This window comes from Staphylococcus arlettae (genome assembly GCF_002902345.1).
Classification (GTDB): Bacteria; Bacillota; Bacilli; order Staphylococcales; family Staphylococcaceae; genus Staphylococcus; species Staphylococcus arlettae.
Window position 1 is genome coordinate 1 of sequence record NZ_PPQB01000033.1, and the last position, 18,952, is coordinate 18,952.

An 18,952-nucleotide genomic window follows, 5' to 3' on the forward strand; every position below is an offset into this window, starting at 1 on the left:
AGCGCCGATGGTAGTTGGATTTACATCCCGCTAGAGTAGGACGTTGCCAGGCAAAAGTATACAATTGTTAAAACAATTGCATAAGTAGTACTAATGCATTACATGCAAAGTACTACTTTAGAGCCGAGACCGAGAGGTCTCTTTTTTTATGTCTAGAATATACTATCTAGACCGCAGTGTCTTAAGAACAAAAGCAGGGAGTTGCCACGAAAAAAGGTGTACAATTGCTGGAGCAATTGCATAAGTAGTACTAGTGCATTACATGCAAAGTACTACTAATGTAAACTACTTTTAAATCTGATAAGATAGAACGTGTTAAATTATAAGATATATGGATGTGATTACTATGCATAAGCCAGTAATAGCTAAATTAAAAAGCATTTTAGAACAACGACCTATTTCACTCCATGTCCCGGGACATAAAAATAATACTATTGGTAATTTACAACAATTAGATGTTTCGATGGATATGACTGAAATTACCGGATTAGATGATTTGCATCATCCTGAAGGTATTATGCAGGAAACAATGGAAAACTTATCTAAACATAAAGATTATGATGCTTTTTTATTAGTAAATGGTACGACATCCGGTATTATGTCTGTTATACAGGGTTTTGCATCGTTATCGGGATCCTATATAATTGCGCGTAATGCACATAAGTCTGTATTTCACGGTCTCGAATTGGCCAACGGTGATGCCACACTATTACCAATGCAGTTGAGTAAACAAACGAGACAATATATAGGTCCAGATTTAGCACGCGTTGATTGGTATGCGCGTCAACATAAGTTAGCGATATTAACTTATCCTAATTATTATGGAGAATGTTTTGATATTGCATCAGCGATTCAACAGTTTAAAGACCACAACATTCCTATACTTATTGATGAAGCGCATGGCGCACATTTTGGTTTACCTAGTTTCCCACAATCTACAATGACAATGGGTGCCGACTATGTAGTGCAGTCGTATCATAAAACCTTACCTGCATTAACAATGAGTTCAGTCCTATATATACATAAAAATGCACCAATGCAAGCGGCAGTACGTAAATATTTAAGCTATTTTCAAACTTCAAGCCCTTCATATTTGATGATGTCGAGTTTGGAATTGGCACATGAGTTTTATGAGACGTATGATAATAAGGAATTTAGACATAAACGTGAACAGATTATTGCAGCATTACATACACAGGGGTTCGACGTTATAGAAAGTGATGATCCATTAAAACTAGTTATACAAGCTCCAGGTTATAATGGGTATGAAATACAGCAACTGTTTGAAAATGAAGCGATATATGTAGAATTGGCTGACGAATTACAAGCACTATTGATTTTACCATTGTGGCATGAAAATGATAGTTATCCGTTTGATAATTTAGTAGCAAGAATTCGCAAAATGCAATTACAGCAAAAAGCAACATATCAGCAAAGTATCAATTCTGTTGACAGTGAACAGGGCTATTATAAAGCGATGAGTATAAATAAAACTAAGCTACTTAATATTGAAGAAGCAACAGGATATTATTTAGCACAACACATTGTACCTTATCCACCAGGAATTCCAATTATGTTTCAGGGCGAAAAAGTGACCGAAAATATGATAGAATTAATGCGATATTGGTCTACTCAAAAAACAAGGGTAGAAGGTATGAAAGATAATAAAATAGAAGTTAAGGATGAATAACATGTCAGCATTTATCACACTGGAGGGTCCTGAAGGATCGGGAAAAACTACAGTTCTACAACAGGTTGCAGAAAAGCTAGCAACAGAATATAATATTATTTCAACAAGAGAGCCAGGTGGCGTTAATACAGGTGAGCAAATTAGAAAAATATTGCTAGAAGGTGAAGCGATGGATGAACGCACAGAAGCGTTACTATTTGCTGCATCGAGACGTGAACATCTTGTAGGAAAAGTAATTCCTGCATTAGAAGAAAACAAAGTTGTCCTATGTGATCGTTATATAGATAGCTCGTTAGCTTATCAAGGTTACGCAAGGGGTATAGGAATAGAAGAAGTGAGAAGCATAAATGAATTTGCGATTAATGGTTTATATCCGGATTTAACTATTTATTTAGATGTTAGTGTAGAAGTAGGACGTAATCGTATTATAAAAAATCTTCGTCAGCAAAACCGTTTGGATCAAGAAGATCTAGCATTTCACGAAAAAGTAGTAGCAGGTTACCATCAGCTTATTAAAGAAGATGATAATGGACGTTTTGTAGTGATTGATGCAGATAAAAATATTGACGATGTAGTAAATGAAACTTATAAATCTATCATCAAATATTTAAAAAAATTATGATATAATAATCAAAAGAGGTGTTTGAAAATGAAAATGATTATAGCGATTATACAGGATCAAGATAGTCAGGAACTTTCGGAACAACTTGTAAAACATAATTTTAGAGCTACTAAACTCGCAACAACAGGTGGCTTTTTAAAAGCAGGTAATACAACGTTCTTGTCTGGTGTTGAAGACGATCGTGTAGACGACATGTTACAAGTAATTAACGATACATGTGGAAATAGAGAACAACTCGTATCACCTATTACACCTATGGGTGGTAGTGCAGACTCTTATATTCCGTATCCAGTTGAAGTAGAAGTTGGGGGCGCAACGGTATTTGTAATGCCAGTTGAAGCATTCCATCAATTCTAAAATTACGGTTGCTATATGGCATTCCTCAGGTGACAAGCATGTTGCTTAAACCTAAAGATTGCCTTATATGCAGCCTTTTTATATAAAGGAGTATTTTAGCGATGGACGAATTAGCGATGCTGACAAATGCATATCAATCAAATAAGTTATCACATGCCTATTTATTTGAAGGTGACGATGCCCAAACAATGCAGCAAGTCGCAATTGACTTTGCAAAACTTATCTTATGTGATGACCAACAACAATGTCAGTTAAAAGTAGAAAATTTCAATCACTCTGACTTTATGTATATATCTTCCGAAGAGACAACAATAAAAAAAGAACAAATTGAACAATTAGTGCGACATATGAATCAATTGCCAATTGAAAGTACGCATAAAGTATATATCATTGAATCGTTTGAAAAATTAACAGTTCAAGGTGAAAATAGTATTTTGAAATTTTTAGAAGAGCCACCAGAGAACACAATCGCTATTTTACTATCCACTAAACCAGAGCAAATTTTAGATACGATTCATTCGCGCTGTCAGCATGTTTATTTTAAACCGATTGATAAGCTGAAATTTATTCAACGACTTGAAGAACGTGAAATATCACGGCCAGTTGCAGAGTTGATTAGTACATATACAACGCAAATTGATACCGCAGTGGCTTTAAATGAAGAGGCAGATTTGGCAGCGTTTCGTAAAAGTGTGTTGCGTTGGTGTAATTTATTGTTAACGAATAAATATATGGCACTTATCGGCATTGTAGAGCTCTTAAAACAAGCAAAAAATAGAAAATTACAGTTACTAGCCTTATCGGCAATTAACGGTTTCTTTGAAGATGTTATGCATGCTAAAGTAGGTACAGAGCAAAACTACATTTATCATGATATCAAGACAGATATTGAAAAGTATGCTAAGCAAATGGCATATAATCAAATTATTTTAATGTATGACCAAATTACGGAAGCACATAAAAAATTGAACCAAAATGTAAATCCTACATTAGTGTTTGAACAAATAGTTATAAAAGGGGTGAATTGATATGCAAAATGTGGTTGGTATCGACTTTCAAAAATCAGGGAAACTAGAATATTATTCACCTATGAATGTTGATTTAGAAGTAGGTCAATGGGTTGTTGTAGAATCAAAAAGAGGAATAGAAATGGGTCGTGTAAAATACGGACCTTTAGATGTTGCTGACGAAGATGTGACATTACCGTTAAAACAAATTGTACGAGTTGCAACAGCAGAAGATATTGAACATTACGAACAAAACGAACAAGATTCAGCAGAAGCGTTGGAATTATGTAAAAACACAGTGCAACAATTAGACTTAGCGATGCGTTTAGTTAATTGTGAATTTACGTTAGATAAATCTAAAGTTATTTTTAACTTTACTTCTGACGATAGGGTAGATTTTAGAAAACTAGTAAAAATTCTAGCACAAAAGTTGAAAACTCGAATAGAGCTAAGACAAATTGGTGTAAGAGACGAAGCGAAATTACTTGGTGGCATAGGTCCGTGTGGACGTTCGTTATGTTGTTCCACGTTTTTAGGTGATTTTGAGCCAGTATCTATTAAGATGGCGAAAGATCAAAACCTGTCGTTAAATCCAACAAAAATTTCAGGCGCATGTGGACGTTTAATGTGTTGTTTAAAATATGAAAATGATTATTATGAAGAAGCACGTGCACAATTGCCAGATGTAGGAGATGCTATTGAGACTCCTGAAGGAAACGGTAAGGTTGTGGGATTAAATATATTAGATATTTCTATGCAGATAAAAGTAGATGGTTTAGAACAACCTTTAGAGTATAAAGTTGAAGAGTTAGAAGCGTTTAATTAGGAGGCTTTCACTAAGTTGAATAGAAGTGAAATATTTGAAAGACTTGCGGATTTAGAAGCGCATGTAAATCAAATTAATAAAAATATGGTAGAATTGAAAAACTTAACTGTAGAATTAGTTGAAGAAAATGTCGCATTACAAATAGAAAATGAGAATTTTAAAACGTTAATAGATAAAGAAGAAGTCACAAAAGAAGTTGTCAATGATGCAACTGTAAATAAAAAGCAACCATTGAGAAGTAAAGATAATCTAGCGATGTTATACAAAGAAGGTTTTCATATTTGTAAAGGCGAATTATTTGGAAAACACCGTAAAGGCGACGATTGCTTATTTTGTCTTGATGTCTTGAGTGAATAAACAATTGTTTTAAAAATAGTTATAGATAGCAAGAGAGGATGAAGTGTCAGCGATAGGCTTGAATAATAGCAAGCATTGCCATTTCATTCTTTTTTTGGAGCGTGGAGGCAAGGTATGGAATTATTGGCAAATGAACGTTTAGACCAGTTAATTAAAGAAGAATTAAGTATTATTCAAAATGACGAAGTGTTTTCATTTTCGACAGATGCGCTATTATTGGCACATTTTACAGAAGTACGCAAAAAAGACCGTATATTAGATTTATGTTCCGGCAATGGTATCATTCCACTATTATTATCGGATAAAGGCGAACAACACATCGACGCTATAGAAATTCAACAGCAACTGGTAAATATGGCAGATCGAAGTATTCAGCACAATCAGCTAACAGGGCGTATTAAAATGTATGAGATGGATTTAAAACAAGCTCATATGCACTTTAAGCCATCCCAATATAATTTAGTAACGTGTAATCCACCGTATTTTAAAGCCAATCAGTTACACCAGCATCAAAAGGATGCACATAAAATTGCGAGACATGAAATATTATGTACATTAGAAGATTGTTGTTTGGCAGCAAGGCATTTATTGAAACAAGGTGGTCGTTTTATGATGGTCCATCGTGCAGAACGGGTGATGGATGTACTAAGTGAAATGCGCAAATATCAAATTGAACCGAAAAAGTTACATTTGATTTATAGTAAAACAGAACGGTCAGCACAAACGATTGTTGTTGAAGGACGTAAAAATGGGAATCAAGGACTAGCGATTCAACCACCGTTTTATATTTATAATGAAGATGGCACGTATTCTGATGAAATGAGAACAGTTTATTATGGATAATCATTATATTTATATCGTGAAATGTAGTGATGGCACTTTATATACAGGTTACGCTAAAGATATAGAGCAACGCATAGCTAAACATAATGCTGGTAAGGGTGCAAAGTACACTAAAGTTCGACGTCCAGTGACATTAGTCTATTCGGAAGTGTTTGAAACTAAATCGGCAGCACTAAAAAGAGAATATGAAATCAAAACATTTTCAAGACAAAAAAAATTACAGATGATTAGTGAGGTGAACTAAATGGCTACGTTATATTTAGTAGGTACACCGATAGGGAATTTGGCAGATATTACATATAGAGCAGTTGACACTTTGAAGAATGTCGATGTAATTGCGTGTGAAGATACACGTGTTACTAAAAAATTATGTAATCATTATATGATTGATACGCCTTTAAAATCATATCACGAACATAACAAAGCACAACAAACCGATTACCTCATCGAACAATTATTAAATGATACCAATATTGCGTTAGTATCTGATGCAGGATTACCGTTAATCAGTGATCCTGGTTATGAGTTAGTAGTTGCTGCACGGGAACATAATATCAAGATTGAAACGATACCAGGGCCTAATGCTGGTTTGACTGCATTAATGGCTAGTGGTCTACCATCATTTGTGTATACTTTTATTGGCTTTTTACCACGTAAGGAAAAAGACAAATTACAGGTGCTTGAAACACGCATGTATGAAGACAGTACGGTGATTTTATATGAATCTCCACATCGTGTGACTGATACATTAAAAGCTATTCGTAAAGTAGATGAATGTAGGCGTGTAACAGTAGGTAGAGAACTAACGAAAAAATTTGAACAGATTGAAACGGCTACTGTAAATGAGATATTGGTACAAATCGAAGCGGCTACTATCCCATTGAAAGGTGAATTTGTCCTATTAATTGAAGGTGCCACTGCAACTCAAGATACTTCATGGTTTGAATCAATGTCCATTGAGGAACACGTGCAATACTACACTGCACAAAACATGAAGCCTAAAGCAGCAATTAAACGAGTGGCTGAAGATAGACAAATGAAAACTAATGAAGTTTATGATATATATCATAACGTTAATGCTGATAATCAATAAACACAAGGAATACAGAAGTTATACTTCTGCATAAGAAGCTCTAATCTTAATAAATTAAGAAGAGCATAAGGAATACAGAAGTTATGCTTCTGCATAAGAAGCTCTAATCTTAATAAATTAAGAAGAGCTTCTAAAAAAATTTACCATAAAGGGCTTGATTTATGGTAATGTAGATAGGATAGAGCATATAATTATATTTAATACAATGACTTATTTATTTGGCATACATAGAAGTGATGTTGTGTGTGTTTTACAAGTCGTATAGGGCTAGTCATTACACGTACAGACACATCTCGACTTCATTGAAAACAAAAATAAATTTAGATATATTTATAGTGTAAGAAACGAGGAGGAGCATTAATGGTGAAAGAAACATTTTATATCACTACCCCAATATATTATCCGAGTGGAAACTTGCATATCGGCCACGCATACACAACAACTGCTGGTGATGTGATTGCACGCTATAAAAGAATGCAAGGCTATGATGTTCGATATTTAACTGGGACAGATGAACACGGACAAAAAATCCAAGAAAAAGCACATAAAGCAGGCAAAACAGAATTAGCTTATTTAGATGAAATGATTGCTGGGATTAAAGCCTTATGGGAAAAATTAGAAATCTCAAACGATGATTTTATTCGTACAACGGAAGAACGTCATAAGAAAGTTGTACAACAAATCTTCGAACGTCTATTAGCGCAAGATGATATTTATTTAGGCGAATACGAAGGTTGGTACTCTGTGCCTGATGAAACGTATTATACTGAAACTCAATTGGTAGACCCAATTTATGAAAATGGTAAAATTGTTGGCGGTAAAAGTCCTGATTCTGGACACGATGTAGAGCTGGTTAAAGAAGAAAGCTACTTCTTTAATTTATCTAAATATACAGACCGTTTATTAGAATTCTATGATGAAAACCCTGAATTTATACAACCACCATCCCGTAAAAATGAAATGATTAATAACTTCATTAAACCGGGATTAGAAGACTTAGCTGTGTCACGTACGTCATTTGATTGGGGTATTAATGTTGAATCTAATCCTAAACACGTTGTTTATGTGTGGATAGATGCACTGGTAAACTACATTTCATCGTTAGGTTATTTGTCAGATGATGAAACATTATTCAACAAATATTGGCCAGCGGATATCCATATTATGGCGAAGGAAATCGTACGTTTCCATTCTATTATTTGGCCAATTCTATTAATGGCATTAGACATTCCATTACCGAAAAAAGTATTTGCACATGGTTGGATTTTAATGAAAGATGGCAAAATGAGTAAATCTAAAGGTAATGTTGTAGACCCTAATGTATTAATTGATCGTTATGGCTTAGATGCGACACGTTACTACTTAATGCGAGAATTACCATTTGGTTCAGATGGTGTCTTTACGCCTGAAGGTTTCGTAGAACGTACAAACTATGATTTAGCGAATGACTTAGGTAACCTTGTAAACCGAACAATTTCTATGGTAAATAAATATTTTGATGGTGAATTACCGGCATATGAAGGACCTAAACATGAACTAGATGAACAAATGGAAGCTATGGCTATGGATACAGTAAGTACGTTCCATGAAAACATGGAAAACTTACAGTTCTCAGTAGCACTATCAACTGTTTGGAAATTCATCAGCCGTACAAATAAATATATCGATGAGACAACACCATGGGTATTAGCAAAAGACGACAGTCAAAGAGACATGTTAGGTAATGTAATGGCGCACTTAGTAGAAAATATCCGTATTATCGCTGTGTTGTTAAGACCGTTCTTGACACATGCACCATATCAAATTTTCGAGCAATTAAACATTAATGATCCGAAATTACATGAGCTTGAAAGTATTGAATCCTATGGACATTTAACAGCTCCAATTACAGTAGTGTCAAAACCAACACCAATTTTCCCTCGTTTAGAGACTGAAGCGGAAATTGCTTATATTAAAGAATCCATGCAACCACCTGCTGCAAAAGAGCCTGAAGCTGAACCTAGTAAAGCGCTTATCGATATTAAAGACTTTGATAATGTGGAAATTAAAGCAGCGACAATTACAGATTCTGAAAAAGTTAAAAAATCAGATAAACTATTAAAAATCCAAGTAGATTTAGATTCTGAACAGCGCCAAATTGTTTCAGGCATTGCGCAATTTTATAGCCCTGAAGATATTATTGGTAAAAAAGTAGCAGTAGTAACTAACTTAAAACCAGCTAAATTAATGGGTCAAAAATCTGAAGGTATGATATTATCTGCTGAAAAAGATGGAGTCTTAACATTGGTAAGTCTACCAAGTGCTATTCCAAATGGTGCGACGATTAAATAATAATCTGAAGGAGCGATATAGATGCTTATCGATACACATGTACATTTAAATGCAGACGAATATGATGAAGATTTAGAAACAGTCATAACACGTGCTCGAGAAAATGGCGTGGATCGTATGTTTGTGGTAGGTTTTGATACACCAACTGTAGAACGTACGATGGAGTTGATTGAGCAGTACGATTTCATCTATGGCATTATTGGTTGGCATCCTGTTGATGCTATTGATTGTACAGAAGAGCGATTAGAATGGATAGAAAAGCTTGCTGAACATCCAAAAATTATTGGTATAGGTGAAACGGGTCTGGACTATCATTGGGATAAATCGCCAAAAGATATACAACAAGAAGTGTTTAGAAAGCAAATTGCTTTAGCGAAACGTGTTAACTTACCGATTATTATCCATAATAGAGAAGCGACTCAAGATTGTGTAGATATTTTAAAAGAAGAACATGCTGAAGAAGTAGGTGGCATTATGCATAGCTTTAGTGCTTCACCGGAAATTGCTTTGGATGTTATTCATAAACTCAATTTTTACGTTTCATTAGGTGGACCTGTGACTTTTAAAAATGCTAAGCAACCAAAAGAAGTTGCGCAACAGGTACCATTTGATAAACTGTTGGTAGAAACGGATGCACCATTTTTATCTCCGCACCCATATAGAGGTAAACGAAATGAACCGGCACGTGTAACATTAGTTGCAGAGCAAATTGCTGAATTACGCGGTGTAAGTTATGAAGAAGTATGTCAACAAACAACTAAAAACGCAGAAACATTATTTAAATTGTAACTAAACTGTTGAGAAAGATATTGGTACACACTATGGGATTAACTTTAGGAGTTGAATAATAACCATAATGTTGTAGCGGTATCTTTCTTCTTTTTTGAAATAGACTTAGTTGTAGAAAGGTGTAACAATAAATGAAAATAACTGAATTTATTGTAGTTGAAGGTAGAGATGATACTGAAAAAGTCAAAAGAGCTGTAACATGTGATACGATTGAGACAAATGGTAGTGCCATTGACCAAGCAACATTACAAGTTATTGCGCATGCGTTTGAAACGCGTGGTGTAATTGTATTAACTGATCCAGATTTCCCAGGTGATAAAATACGAAACACTATTCGTCAGCACATTCCAGGTGTAAAACATGCATATATTGACCGCGAGAAAGCTAAAAATAAACATGGGAAAATCGGCGTTGAGCATGCCAGTATTTCAACAATTCGTGAAGCATTAACTAATGTGAGTACTCCGTTTGAAGAAGGGCATGAATCCATTAGTAAAGAAGTACTTATTGATTTAGGTTTAATCATTGGTAAGGATGCACGCAAAAAACGTGATATTCTAGGAGCTAAACTGCATATCGGACATTCAAATGGCAAACAATTATTAAATAAATTAAATGCGTTTGGTTATACGGAACAAGATGTCCGTGATGCCCTCGCGGATGAAAAAGGAAGTGATTCATAATGGAAATGAAGGATATTGCAACGCCATCGCGTACAAAAGCGTTGTTAAATCAATATGGATTTGATTTTAAAAAAAGTTTGGGCCAAAACTTTTTAATAGACGTAAATATCATTCACAAAATAATAGATGCAAGTGATATCGATGAATACACTGGTATTATTGAAATTGGACCGGGAATGGGGTCGTTAACAGAACAATTAGCAAAACATGCTCAAAAAGTACTGTCGTTTGAAATTGATCAACGTCTTATCCCAGTGCTCGATGATACATTAGCGCCTTATGATAACGTGACAATTATAAATGAAGATATTTTAAAAGCAGATATTGCTACATATGTACATCAACATTTAGCAGAATGCGATAAAATTATGGTAGTAGCCAATTTACCATATTACATTACTACACCAATCTTATTGAATTTAATGCAACAAACATTGCCAATTGATGGTTATGTAGTAATGATGCAAAAAGAAGTTGGCGAACGTCTAAATGCACAAGTAGGTACTAAAGCGTATGGCTCATTGTCCATCGTAGCTCAATATTACACTGAGACAAGCAAAGTATTAACTGTGCCTAAATCAGTATTCTTACCGCCACCAAATGTAGATTCAATTGTAGTGAAATTAATGAAACGGGAGGCACCTCAAGTTCAAGTTGATAATGAAAATGAATTTTTCAAATTAACAAAAGCAGCTTTTAGCCAACGTCGCAAAACTATTAATAATAACTATCAAAGTCTCTTTAAAGAAGGGAAAAAGAATAAAGCGCTGATTGCAGAATGGTTAGAAAGTTCAGGTATTGATCCGAAAAGAAGAGGGGAAACGCTTTCTATTAAAGAATTCGCACTCCTCTATAACAATTTAAAAAAATTCTCAGAATTACAATTTTAATGTGTTGACATTTGTTCTCTACCTTGCTAAAATTAAAATTTATTTGACAATTTATCGCTAAATGTGTTATTATACAATATGTAGCGAGGTGGGGCAATATGCCAAAATCTATTGGAGACATCAAAAATACACTTGATTGTCAATTAGGAAACCGTATTGTACTAAAAGCGAATGGTGGTCGTAAGAAAACAATTGAACGTAGTGGAGTGTTAAAAGAAACATATCCATCTGTTTTTATTGTTGAGTTAGACCAAGATAAACATAACTTCGAGCGTGTGTCTTATACATACACTGATGTTTTAACAGATAACGTACAAGTTTCTTTCGAGGAAGATAGTCATCACGAAGCAATTGCACACTAAATATGCGTGTTTTTTCTAACACGTTATTTAAGTACACACGTATTAAACTTAATAATTGTTTACATAATGAGGTGCACTAGCACCTCATTATTTTTGTGCCCAATTTTGCACTGTTCATAATATAACTTAGAAGTTATTTTAGCGAATACAAGATTATAAGTTTATTCACTTTTTCATATCGTGTAGAATAGTATGATAAGAAATGATTTTGAAGGATCGATGTTTAAGCAATACGCTAAAGGCGTATATTATAATATGATTCGCTATTCAATATTAAGTTTTCAAACAAACTTTGTTGAATAACTCTAAATATGACATAACATTATGTTAAAATCATTTTATTACCATATCGAAGTGAAAGAGGGTGGAGATATGATTTATGAAACAGCACCAGCTAAGATTAATCTCACTCTGGACACGCTCTTTAAACGAGATGATGGTTATCATGAAATTGAAATGATTATGACGACAATTGATTTGAATGATCGTCTCTCATTTGAACGACGTAGTGATAGTAAAATTGTCGTACAAGTTGAACAAAATTATGTACCGTCAGATAGTAAAAATTTGGCGTATAAAGCTGCTCAATTAATGACTGAAACTTACGGTGTACAACAAGGTGTAACGATTACTATCGATAAGGGAATACCAGTATCTGCAGGATTGGCTGGAGGATCAACTGATGCTGCTGCTACGATGAGGGGATTGAATCGATTATTCGGATTAAATCGCCCACTAAGTGAGTTGTGTAACTTAGGTATTACTATTGGCACGGATATACCATTTTGTATTTATGGAAAAACAGCCATATGTAAAGGGAAAGGTGAAATCATAGAATTTTTAAATAAGCCACCATCTTCATGGGTTATTGTCGCTAAACCTAGTGTGGGAATTTCATCGCCTGATGTATTTAAACGGTTAAATCTTGAAGAGTATCATGAAGTACATACAACAGCTTGCCAAGAAGCACTACTAAGTGGGGACTATGAAAAATTGTGTGAAAGTCTTTCGAATAGATTGGAACCTATCTCAAGTAAGATGTATCCAGAAATTTTGAAAATCAAAGAAAATATGCTCAACAGTGGTGCCGATGGATCAGTAATGAGTGGTAGTGGGCCCACAGTCTATGCGTTAGCTCAAAAAGAGCGCCAAGCAAAACATGTTTACAATTCAGTGAATGGCTGCTGTAATGAAGTGCATTTAGTAAGATTATTAGGTTAGAAGGTGAATTTTATGAGATATAAGAGAAGTGAACGAATTGTTTATATGACTCAGTATTTAATGAATCATCCTAATAAATTGATTCCGTTAACATACTTTGTTCAAAAATTTAAGCAAGCTAAATCTTCAATTAGTGAAGACGTACAAATTATTAAAACAACATTCCAAAAAGAAAAACTTGGTACAGTGACAACAACAGCAGGTGCAAGTGGCGGTGTGACTTATAAGCCGGAAATGAGTAAAGAAGAAGCAAGTGAAGTCATTGATGAAGTCATTGATATGCTACAAGAAAAAGATCGTTTATTACCAGGGGGCTACTTGTTTTTATCAGACGTTATGGGCAATCCAACGTTATTGAATAAAGTTGGGAAATTGATTGCAACTTTATATATGGACAAAGAGCTAGATGCAGTCGTGACTATTGCTACCAAAGGTATATCTTTAGCCAATGCAGTTGCGAATGTATTGAATTTACCAGTAGTAGTTATAAGAAAAGATAATAAAGTGACAGAAGGATCAACAGTATCTATTAATTATGTTTCAGGATCATCTCGTAAAATAGAAACGATGGTACTTTCCAAGCGTACATTACCAGAAAATTCCAATGTACTTGTCGTTGACGATTTTATGCGTGCTGGCGGTTCAATTAATGGCGTGATGAATTTGATGAATGAGTTTAAAGCTCATGTTAAAGGGGTATCAGTACTTGTAGAATCGAAAGAAGTTAAACAACGATTGATAGAAGATTATACTTCCTTAGTTATGCTATCTGATGTGGACGAATATAATCAGAACTTTAACGTAGAAAGAGGCAATAGCCTAACTAAATTTTCTTAAAGGAGCGATAGACGACACCATGAATGTAATAAATACAAAACAAGCGCCTGAAGCACTCGGGCCATATTCACATGCAACTGAAATTAATGGTTTTATCTTCACATCTGGACAAATCCCATTAAATACAAAGGGGGAAATTGTAAGTGAAGATGTGCAAGTGCAAACTAAGCAAGTATTCGAAAATTTAAAAGTTGTACTTGATGCAGCTGGTTCAGATTTAGAATCAGTCATTAAAGCAACAATTTTCATTAAAGATATGAATGAATTTCAACAAATTAATGAAGTGTATGGTGAATACTTTAGTAGCCACCAACCAGCGAGAAGTTGCGTTGAAGTGGCACGACTTCCAAAAGATGTAAAAGTTGAAATTGAATTAATTGCTAAAGTTAAATAAGGAATTATAACTTATATTGATATTGTTAAGCTTCTATAGAACTACAGATATACTTAGGGGGGCTCACTACATGAAAGTGACAGATGTAAGACTTAGAAAGATTGAAACAGATGGAAGAATGAAAGCGCTCGTGTCTATAACACTAGACGAATCATTTGTTGTACATGATTTGCGAGTGATTGAAGGCAACTCAGGTCTATTCGTCGCAATGCCAAGTAAACGTACACCAGATGGTGAATTCCGTGACATCGCGCACCCAATTAATTCAGAGATGAGACAAGAAATTCAAGATGCAGTGATGAAAGTGTATGAAGAAACTGACGAAGTCATTCCAGATAAGAATGCACAGCAATCAGATGATGATAAAGATGAAGCTTAATATAAATAGATAATGATTAACAAATGAGGCTGGGACGCAATTGATTCGTCCTGGTCTTTTTTCGTATTGTTAGTAGCAGATGGATTGAAATAAAGTATATGCGATGTTGATGGCAGTTTTTGTGCACGCTTTCCGCGGGCACAGCCTCAGCCTGTAGTCTTCGACTAGTGCTATTCCCGCAGGAGTCGGCCCAAAAATGACTGCCAATTTTAAATGAAAGTCTTAAACGCACGATCATTTAAAGATTCTTTACATTCTAAAATATGACACTGTTCGTTATTGATTTGTCTCAGCATCACACAAAGTTACTGGTTTTGATGGCAGTTTTTGTGCACGCTTTCCGCAGGGACGGCCTTAGCCTGTAGTCTGCGGAAAGTGCTATTCTTGCAGGAGTCGGCCGAAATGACTGTACTGAAAATATTATGCCACTCAAGCTTTCAATTTTAGTTATGTTTAACGAGCTGAATGGTACACGTTTTGAATTAAAGATAAATATCAGTCTCATTCTTTTTGGCTGAACATCGATAAACTACATAAAATAAATGTGACAATTTTTCAAATAATTATTGTAAAAAATTAAAGGTGACAATTTAAAGGGTAACAATAATAGTAAGTAACAAAAAAACTAAAAAAACAATGTAATAATGTTCATAACCTTTCAACGTTTAGTACGATGATTTAAGGAAAGTAAGCGATTTAGAAAAAATTAATATCACTTGGTAATTATTAGAAATAAATGTATAAATATGTAAAAAAGATGACATTTTTTATGCTTTTTTGCAATGCAATTCGGTATATTTATTATTATCTTTGTACATTATTGATGGTTTGAGTCTTGAAACTGTTACTAGCGTTAAATTATAATAGTTATGAAGTGTATATTTTAATGGAGGGTTAGCACTCATGCAAAGACATGCAATAGTACTTGCAGCAGGCAAGGGTACACGTATGAAATCAAAGAAATACAAAGTACTTCACGAAGTTGCGGGTAAAACAATGATTGAACATGTCATCGATAATGTGAAACAATCAGGTGTTGAACAACTGGTTACAATCGTTGGACATGGCGCAGAAAGTGTCAAAGAAACTTTAGGTGACAAATCGCTTTACAGTTTTCAAGAGACACAGTTAGGTACTGCACATGCTGTGAAAATGGCAAGCGAACATTTACAAGAGAAAACAGGGACTACTTTGGTTGTTTGTGGTGATACACCACTTATTACTGCTAGCACTTTACAATCTCTAATTGAGCATCATGAACGTAATCAAGCACAAGCTACTGTATTATCTGCTACTGCACCAAATCCACATGGCTATGGTCGCATCGTGAGAAATGCCAATAATGATTTAACGGCAATTGTAGAACAAAAAGATGCTTCTGTAGAACAACAATCAATAACTGAAATAAGTTCAGGTATTTTTGCTTTCGATAACCAAGTATTATTCGATACAATTGAACAAGTAAATAACAATAATTCACAAGGTGAATATTATTTGCCAGACGTTTTGAGTTTGATTTTAGAAGCACAAGGCAAGGTTCAAGTTCACCACACAAGTGATTTTGATGAAATTATGGGTGTCAATGATCGCGTGATGTTGAGCAATGCAGAATTCGCAATGAAATCACGTATCAATGAATACCACATGCGCAACGGCGTTACATTATTGGATCCGGCTTCTACTTATATTGGTCCAGATGTAGTCATTGGTATGGATACAACAATTGAACCAGGTGTAAAGCTAGCTGGCACAACAGTTATTGGTGAAGATGCTATTATTGGACAGTATTCAGAGATTACAGATAGTGAATTGGGTAACGGTGTTCATATCAAGCATTCTGTTGTAAATGACGCGCAAATTGCTGATGATGTTATCGTAGGTCCATTTGCACAATTACGCCCGGGTGCTAATCTTGGACGCAAAGTAAAAGTAGGCAATTTCGTAGAAGTGAAAAAATCAATCGTTAAAGAAGGTGCGAAACTGCCTCATTTGAGTTATATTGGAGACGCTGAAATTGGCGAACGTACAAATGTTGGTTGTGGTTCGATAACAGTTAATTACGATGGAAAAAATAAATTTAAAACTATTGTTGGTAACGATGCATTTATTGGTTGTAATACCAACTTGATTGCTCCTGTCACATTAGGTGACTTTGCATTGACTGCGGCAGGGTCAACAATTACAGATGATGTACCTAATGATAGTTTAGCAATAGCTCGAGTAAGACAGACGACAAAAGACGGTTATTTAAAAAAATAAATATTATCTTGTAGACATAAAATGTAATAGCAGTGAAATTAAAAGTGAAAAGTAGATAAATGTGAGCGATATATCCACTTAAGCACAATATATTAGAATGTCTAGTAAGTTAAATATATGGAAGTAATTAATTGGAGGACTATAAATGTTAAACAATGAATATAAAAATTCTGCTTTAAAAATCTTTTCTTTGAAAGGGAACGAGCCATTAGCGCAAGAAGTAGCGGATCATGTTGGTATTGAATTAGGTAAATGTTCAGTTAAACGTTTCAGTGATGGAGAAATTCAAATCAATATCGAAGAAAGTATTCGTGGTTGCGACGTTTTCATCATTCAACCAACATCAAATCCAGTAAACTTACACTTGATGGAATTATTGATTATGATTGATGCGTGTAAACGAGCATCAGCAGCAAACATCAATATTGTGGTACCTTACTATGGATATGCTCGACAAGACAGAAAAGCACGCAGCCGTGAACCTATTACAGCTAAGTTAGTCGCTAACCTAATTGAAACAGCTGGCGCAGATAGAATGATTGCGTTAGACTTACATGCACCACAAATCCAAGGCTTCTTTGATATGCCGATCGATCACTTAATGGGTGTTCCAATTTTAGCAGATTATTTCCAAAACGAAGCGGATATCGATCCTGAAGAGTGTGTTGTAGTTTCACCTGACCATGGTGGTGTTACAAGAGCACGTAAGTTAGCAGATATCTTAAAAACTCCAATTGCAATTATAGACAAACGTCGTCCAAAACCGAATGTAGCTGAAGTGATGAATATCGTTGGTGAAATTGATGGTCGTACGGCAATTATTATTGATGATATTATTGATACAGCAGGCACAATTACTTTAGCTGCACAAGCCTTGAAAGATAAAGGTGCTAAAGAAGTTTATGCATGTTGTACACATCCAGTATTATCTGGACCGGCGAAAGAGCGCATTGAAAATTCAGCAATTAAAGAATTAGTAGTAACTAATTCTATCCAATTAGATGATGAGCGCAAACCAGAAAAAACAAAAGAATTATCAGTAGCAGGTTTATTAGCACAAGCTATTATTCGCGTGTATGAACGTGAATCTGTGTCAGTACTATTTGACTAATTAAGATGAACAAGGTATAATGTTTCTGTTCGTGACAATACGAATAAATAAACACTTGCAAGCAACGATAATGTTGATGGGTAAGTGAGGAGCTCAACTATTGAGCAAAAATTGAAAGGTGGAAATGAATATGGCTTCATTAAAGTCAATCATTCGTCAAGGTAAGCAAACTCGTTCTAACTTAAAAGCAATCAGAAACGCTGGTAAAGTACCTGCAGTTGTATACGGCTACGGTACTAAAAACGTTTCAGTTAAAGTAGATGAAGTTGAATTCATTAAAGTCATCCGTGAAGTTGGACGTAATGGTGTTATCGAATTAGGCGTAGGTTCAAAATCAATCAAAGTAATGGTTTCTGACTACCAATTCGACCCACTTAAAAACCAAATCACTCACATTGACTTCTTAGCAATCAACATGAGTGAAGAACGTACTGTTGAAGTACCAGTTCACTTAGTAGGAGAAGCAGAAGGTGCTAAAGAAGGCGGCGTTGTTGAACAACCATTATTCGACTTAGAAATAACTGCTACACCTGATAGTATCCCTGAAGCAATTGAAGTTGACATTTCAGCTTTAGCAATCGGTGATAGCTATGCTGTTGCTGATATTAATGTTACTGGTGACTTCACAATCGAAAATGACCAAGAAGAGTCAATCGTAACAGTTGTTGCTCCAACTGAAGAGCCAACTGAAGAAGAAATCGAAGCAATGGAAGGCGAGTCTACTACTGAAGAGCCTGAAGTTGTAGGTGAAGACAAAGAAGAAGAAGGCGAAGATAAAGAAGCGTAAGCTTTTATCGTCACTATTCAATAATTGTAAATTTCAAAGCACCATGCTTATTTGCTTAAGCTGGTGCTTTTTTATGTTATTATAATATATAATATTTTTAATGTGTGAATGAGA

At 34.9% G+C, this 18,952-nt stretch carries 21 protein-coding genes; all 21 read left to right on the forward strand.

Translation table 11 applies throughout. The features are described 5' to 3' along the window. Nucleotides 1-346: 346 nt before the first annotated feature. The 21 genes from CD036_RS12740 to CD036_RS12845 all read left to right on the forward strand — a co-directional run bounded on the left by CD036_RS12740 (nt 347) and on the right by CD036_RS12845 (nt 18,838). Complete coding sequence (locus CD036_RS12740) at nt 347-1,690, forward strand: aminotransferase class V-fold PLP-dependent enzyme (protein ID WP_103388822.1); 1,344 nt, start codon at nt 347-349, stop codon at nt 1,688-1,690. Between the two features lies 1 nt (nt 1,691). Then, the gene (tmk, locus tag CD036_RS12745) at nt 1,692-2,312 is read left to right on the forward strand and encodes a dTMP kinase (protein WP_103388823.1); all 621 of its coding nucleotides are present in this window, start codon (nt 1,692-1,694) and stop codon (nt 2,310-2,312) included. Between the two features lie 27 nt (nt 2,313-2,339). Then, on the forward strand, nt 2,340-2,669 hold the full coding sequence (darA, locus tag CD036_RS12750) for a cyclic di-AMP receptor DarA (protein ID WP_002509784.1): 330 nt from the start codon (nt 2,340-2,342) through the stop codon (nt 2,667-2,669). A gap of 101 nt (nt 2,670-2,770) precedes the next feature. Next, nucleotides 2,771-3,697 (forward strand): DNA polymerase III subunit, encoded by a 927-nt coding sequence (locus CD036_RS12755; RefSeq protein WP_103388824.1) that lies wholly within the window; start codon nt 2,771-2,773, stop codon nt 3,695-3,697. Between the two features lies 1 nt (nt 3,698). Beyond that, entirely contained in the window at nt 3,699-4,502 is an 804-nt protein-coding gene (locus CD036_RS12760; protein ID WP_021459053.1) for a PSP1 domain-containing protein, read from the forward strand. Nucleotides 4,503-4,517: 15 nt separating this feature from the next. Then, the gene (gene yabA, locus CD036_RS12765; RefSeq protein WP_002509787.1) at nt 4,518-4,859 is read left to right on the forward strand and encodes a DNA replication initiation control protein YabA; all 342 of its coding nucleotides are present in this window, start codon (nt 4,518-4,520) and stop codon (nt 4,857-4,859) included. Nucleotides 4,860-4,973: 114 nt separating this feature from the next. Beyond that, the gene (locus tag CD036_RS12770) at nt 4,974-5,702 is read left to right on the forward strand and encodes a tRNA1(Val) (adenine(37)-N6)-methyltransferase (RefSeq protein WP_103388825.1); all 729 of its coding nucleotides are present in this window, start codon (nt 4,974-4,976) and stop codon (nt 5,700-5,702) included. Next, the gene (locus CD036_RS12775) at nt 5,695-5,946 is read left to right on the forward strand and encodes a GIY-YIG nuclease family protein (RefSeq protein WP_103388826.1); all 252 of its coding nucleotides are present in this window, start codon (nt 5,695-5,697) and stop codon (nt 5,944-5,946) included. The genes CD036_RS12770 and CD036_RS12775 overlap by 8 nt, the downstream gene beginning before the upstream one ends. Continuing rightward, nucleotides 5,947-6,795, forward strand: coding sequence for a 16S rRNA (cytidine(1402)-2'-O)-methyltransferase (rsmI, locus tag CD036_RS12780; protein ID WP_103388827.1), 849 nt, complete (start codon nt 5,947-5,949; stop codon nt 6,793-6,795). Between the two features lie 360 nt (nt 6,796-7,155). After that, the gene (gene metG / locus CD036_RS12785; RefSeq protein WP_103388828.1) at nt 7,156-9,126 is read left to right on the forward strand and encodes a methionine--tRNA ligase; all 1,971 of its coding nucleotides are present in this window, start codon (nt 7,156-7,158) and stop codon (nt 9,124-9,126) included. 21 nt (nt 9,127-9,147) lie between these two features. Continuing rightward, on the forward strand, nt 9,148-9,915 hold the full coding sequence (locus CD036_RS12790; protein ID WP_103388829.1) for a TatD family hydrolase: 768 nt from the start codon (nt 9,148-9,150) through the stop codon (nt 9,913-9,915). A gap of 131 nt (nt 9,916-10,046) precedes the next feature. Next, the gene (gene rnmV, locus CD036_RS12795; protein ID WP_002509794.1) at nt 10,047-10,598 is read left to right on the forward strand and encodes a ribonuclease M5; all 552 of its coding nucleotides are present in this window, start codon (nt 10,047-10,049) and stop codon (nt 10,596-10,598) included. Continuing rightward, nucleotides 10,595-11,488, forward strand: coding sequence for a 16S rRNA (adenine(1518)-N(6)/adenine(1519)-N(6))-dimethyltransferase RsmA (gene rsmA / locus CD036_RS12800; protein ID WP_172606436.1), 894 nt, complete (start codon nt 10,595-10,597; stop codon nt 11,486-11,488). The genes rnmV and rsmA overlap by 4 nt, the downstream gene beginning before the upstream one ends. 98 nt (nt 11,489-11,586) lie before the next feature. Continuing rightward, on the forward strand, nt 11,587-11,850 hold the full coding sequence (gene veg, locus CD036_RS12805; RefSeq protein ID WP_103388831.1) for a biofilm formation stimulator Veg: 264 nt from the start codon (nt 11,587-11,589) through the stop codon (nt 11,848-11,850). 372 nt (nt 11,851-12,222) lie between these two features. Continuing rightward, nucleotides 12,223-13,071: a 4-(cytidine 5'-diphospho)-2-C-methyl-D-erythritol kinase gene (gene ispE / locus CD036_RS12810; protein WP_002509797.1), complete on the forward strand. Its 849-nt coding sequence runs from the start codon at nt 12,223-12,225 to the stop codon at nt 13,069-13,071. 12 nt (nt 13,072-13,083) lie between these two features. Beyond that, nucleotides 13,084-13,908, forward strand: coding sequence for a pur operon repressor (gene purR, locus CD036_RS12815; protein WP_002509798.1), 825 nt, complete (start codon nt 13,084-13,086; stop codon nt 13,906-13,908). A 19-nt stretch (nt 13,909-13,927) separates the two neighbouring features. Next, a complete protein-coding gene (locus CD036_RS12820; protein ID WP_002509799.1) occupies nt 13,928-14,302 on the forward strand; it encodes a RidA family protein in 375 nt (124 codons plus the stop codon). A gap of 70 nt (nt 14,303-14,372) precedes the next feature. Then, a complete protein-coding gene (gene spoVG, locus CD036_RS12825) occupies nt 14,373-14,681 on the forward strand; it encodes a septation regulator SpoVG (protein WP_002509800.1) in 309 nt (102 codons plus the stop codon). A gap of 903 nt (nt 14,682-15,584) precedes the next feature. Beyond that, nucleotides 15,585-16,940: a bifunctional UDP-N-acetylglucosamine diphosphorylase/glucosamine-1-phosphate N-acetyltransferase GlmU gene (gene glmU, locus CD036_RS12830; RefSeq protein WP_103388832.1), complete on the forward strand. Its 1,356-nt coding sequence runs from the start codon at nt 15,585-15,587 to the stop codon at nt 16,938-16,940. Nucleotides 16,941-17,085: 145 nt separating this feature from the next. Then, nucleotides 17,086-18,051, forward strand: a complete 966-nt coding sequence (locus CD036_RS12835) for a ribose-phosphate diphosphokinase (protein WP_002509802.1) — start codon at nt 17,086-17,088, stop codon at nt 18,049-18,051. A 130-nt stretch (nt 18,052-18,181) separates the two neighbouring features. Beyond that, nucleotides 18,182-18,838 carry a 50S ribosomal protein L25/general stress protein Ctc gene (locus CD036_RS12845; protein ID WP_103388833.1) on the forward strand — a complete coding sequence of 219 codons (657 nt, stop codon included), beginning with the start codon at nt 18,182-18,184 and terminating at the stop codon, nt 18,836-18,838. The last annotated feature ends 114 nt before the right edge of the window (nt 18,839-18,952 follow it).

Excerpts from the sequence above, each read along its gene's own strand:
- CD036_RS12740 (WP_103388822.1), top strand. The coding sequence starts at position 347 with ATGCATAAGCCAGTAATAGCTAAATTAAAAAGCATTTTAGAACAACGA.
- tmk (WP_103388823.1), top strand. The coding sequence starts at position 1,692 with ATGTCAGCATTTATCACACTGGAGGGTCCTGAAGGATCGGGAAAAACT.
- darA (WP_002509784.1), top strand. The coding sequence starts at position 2,340 with ATGAAAATGATTATAGCGATTATACAGGATCAAGATAGTCAGGAACTT.
- CD036_RS12755 (WP_103388824.1), top strand. The coding sequence starts at position 2,771 with ATGGACGAATTAGCGATGCTGACAAATGCATATCAATCAAATAAGTTA.
- CD036_RS12760 (WP_021459053.1), top strand. The coding sequence starts at position 3,699 with ATGCAAAATGTGGTTGGTATCGACTTTCAAAAATCAGGGAAACTAGAA.
- CD036_RS12770 (WP_103388825.1), top strand. The coding sequence starts at position 4,974 with ATGGAATTATTGGCAAATGAACGTTTAGACCAGTTAATTAAAGAAGAA.
- CD036_RS12775 (WP_103388826.1), top strand. The coding sequence starts at position 5,695 with ATGGATAATCATTATATTTATATCGTGAAATGTAGTGATGGCACTTTA.
- rsmI (WP_103388827.1), top strand. The coding sequence starts at position 5,947 with ATGGCTACGTTATATTTAGTAGGTACACCGATAGGGAATTTGGCAGAT.
- metG (WP_103388828.1), top strand. The coding sequence starts at position 7,156 with ATGGTGAAAGAAACATTTTATATCACTACCCCAATATATTATCCGAGT.
- CD036_RS12790 (WP_103388829.1), top strand. The coding sequence starts at position 9,148 with ATGCTTATCGATACACATGTACATTTAAATGCAGACGAATATGATGAA.
- rnmV (WP_002509794.1), top strand. The coding sequence starts at position 10,047 with ATGAAAATAACTGAATTTATTGTAGTTGAAGGTAGAGATGATACTGAA.
- veg (WP_103388831.1), top strand. The coding sequence starts at position 11,587 with ATGCCAAAATCTATTGGAGACATCAAAAATACACTTGATTGTCAATTA.
- ispE (WP_002509797.1), top strand. The coding sequence starts at position 12,223 with ATGATTTATGAAACAGCACCAGCTAAGATTAATCTCACTCTGGACACG.
- purR (WP_002509798.1), top strand. The coding sequence starts at position 13,084 with ATGAGATATAAGAGAAGTGAACGAATTGTTTATATGACTCAGTATTTA.
- CD036_RS12820 (WP_002509799.1), top strand. The coding sequence starts at position 13,928 with ATGAATGTAATAAATACAAAACAAGCGCCTGAAGCACTCGGGCCATAT.
- spoVG (WP_002509800.1), top strand. The coding sequence starts at position 14,373 with ATGAAAGTGACAGATGTAAGACTTAGAAAGATTGAAACAGATGGAAGA.
- glmU (WP_103388832.1), top strand. The coding sequence starts at position 15,585 with ATGCAAAGACATGCAATAGTACTTGCAGCAGGCAAGGGTACACGTATG.
- CD036_RS12835 (WP_002509802.1), top strand. The coding sequence starts at position 17,086 with ATGTTAAACAATGAATATAAAAATTCTGCTTTAAAAATCTTTTCTTTG.
- CD036_RS12845 (WP_103388833.1), top strand. The coding sequence starts at position 18,182 with ATGGCTTCATTAAAGTCAATCATTCGTCAAGGTAAGCAAACTCGTTCT.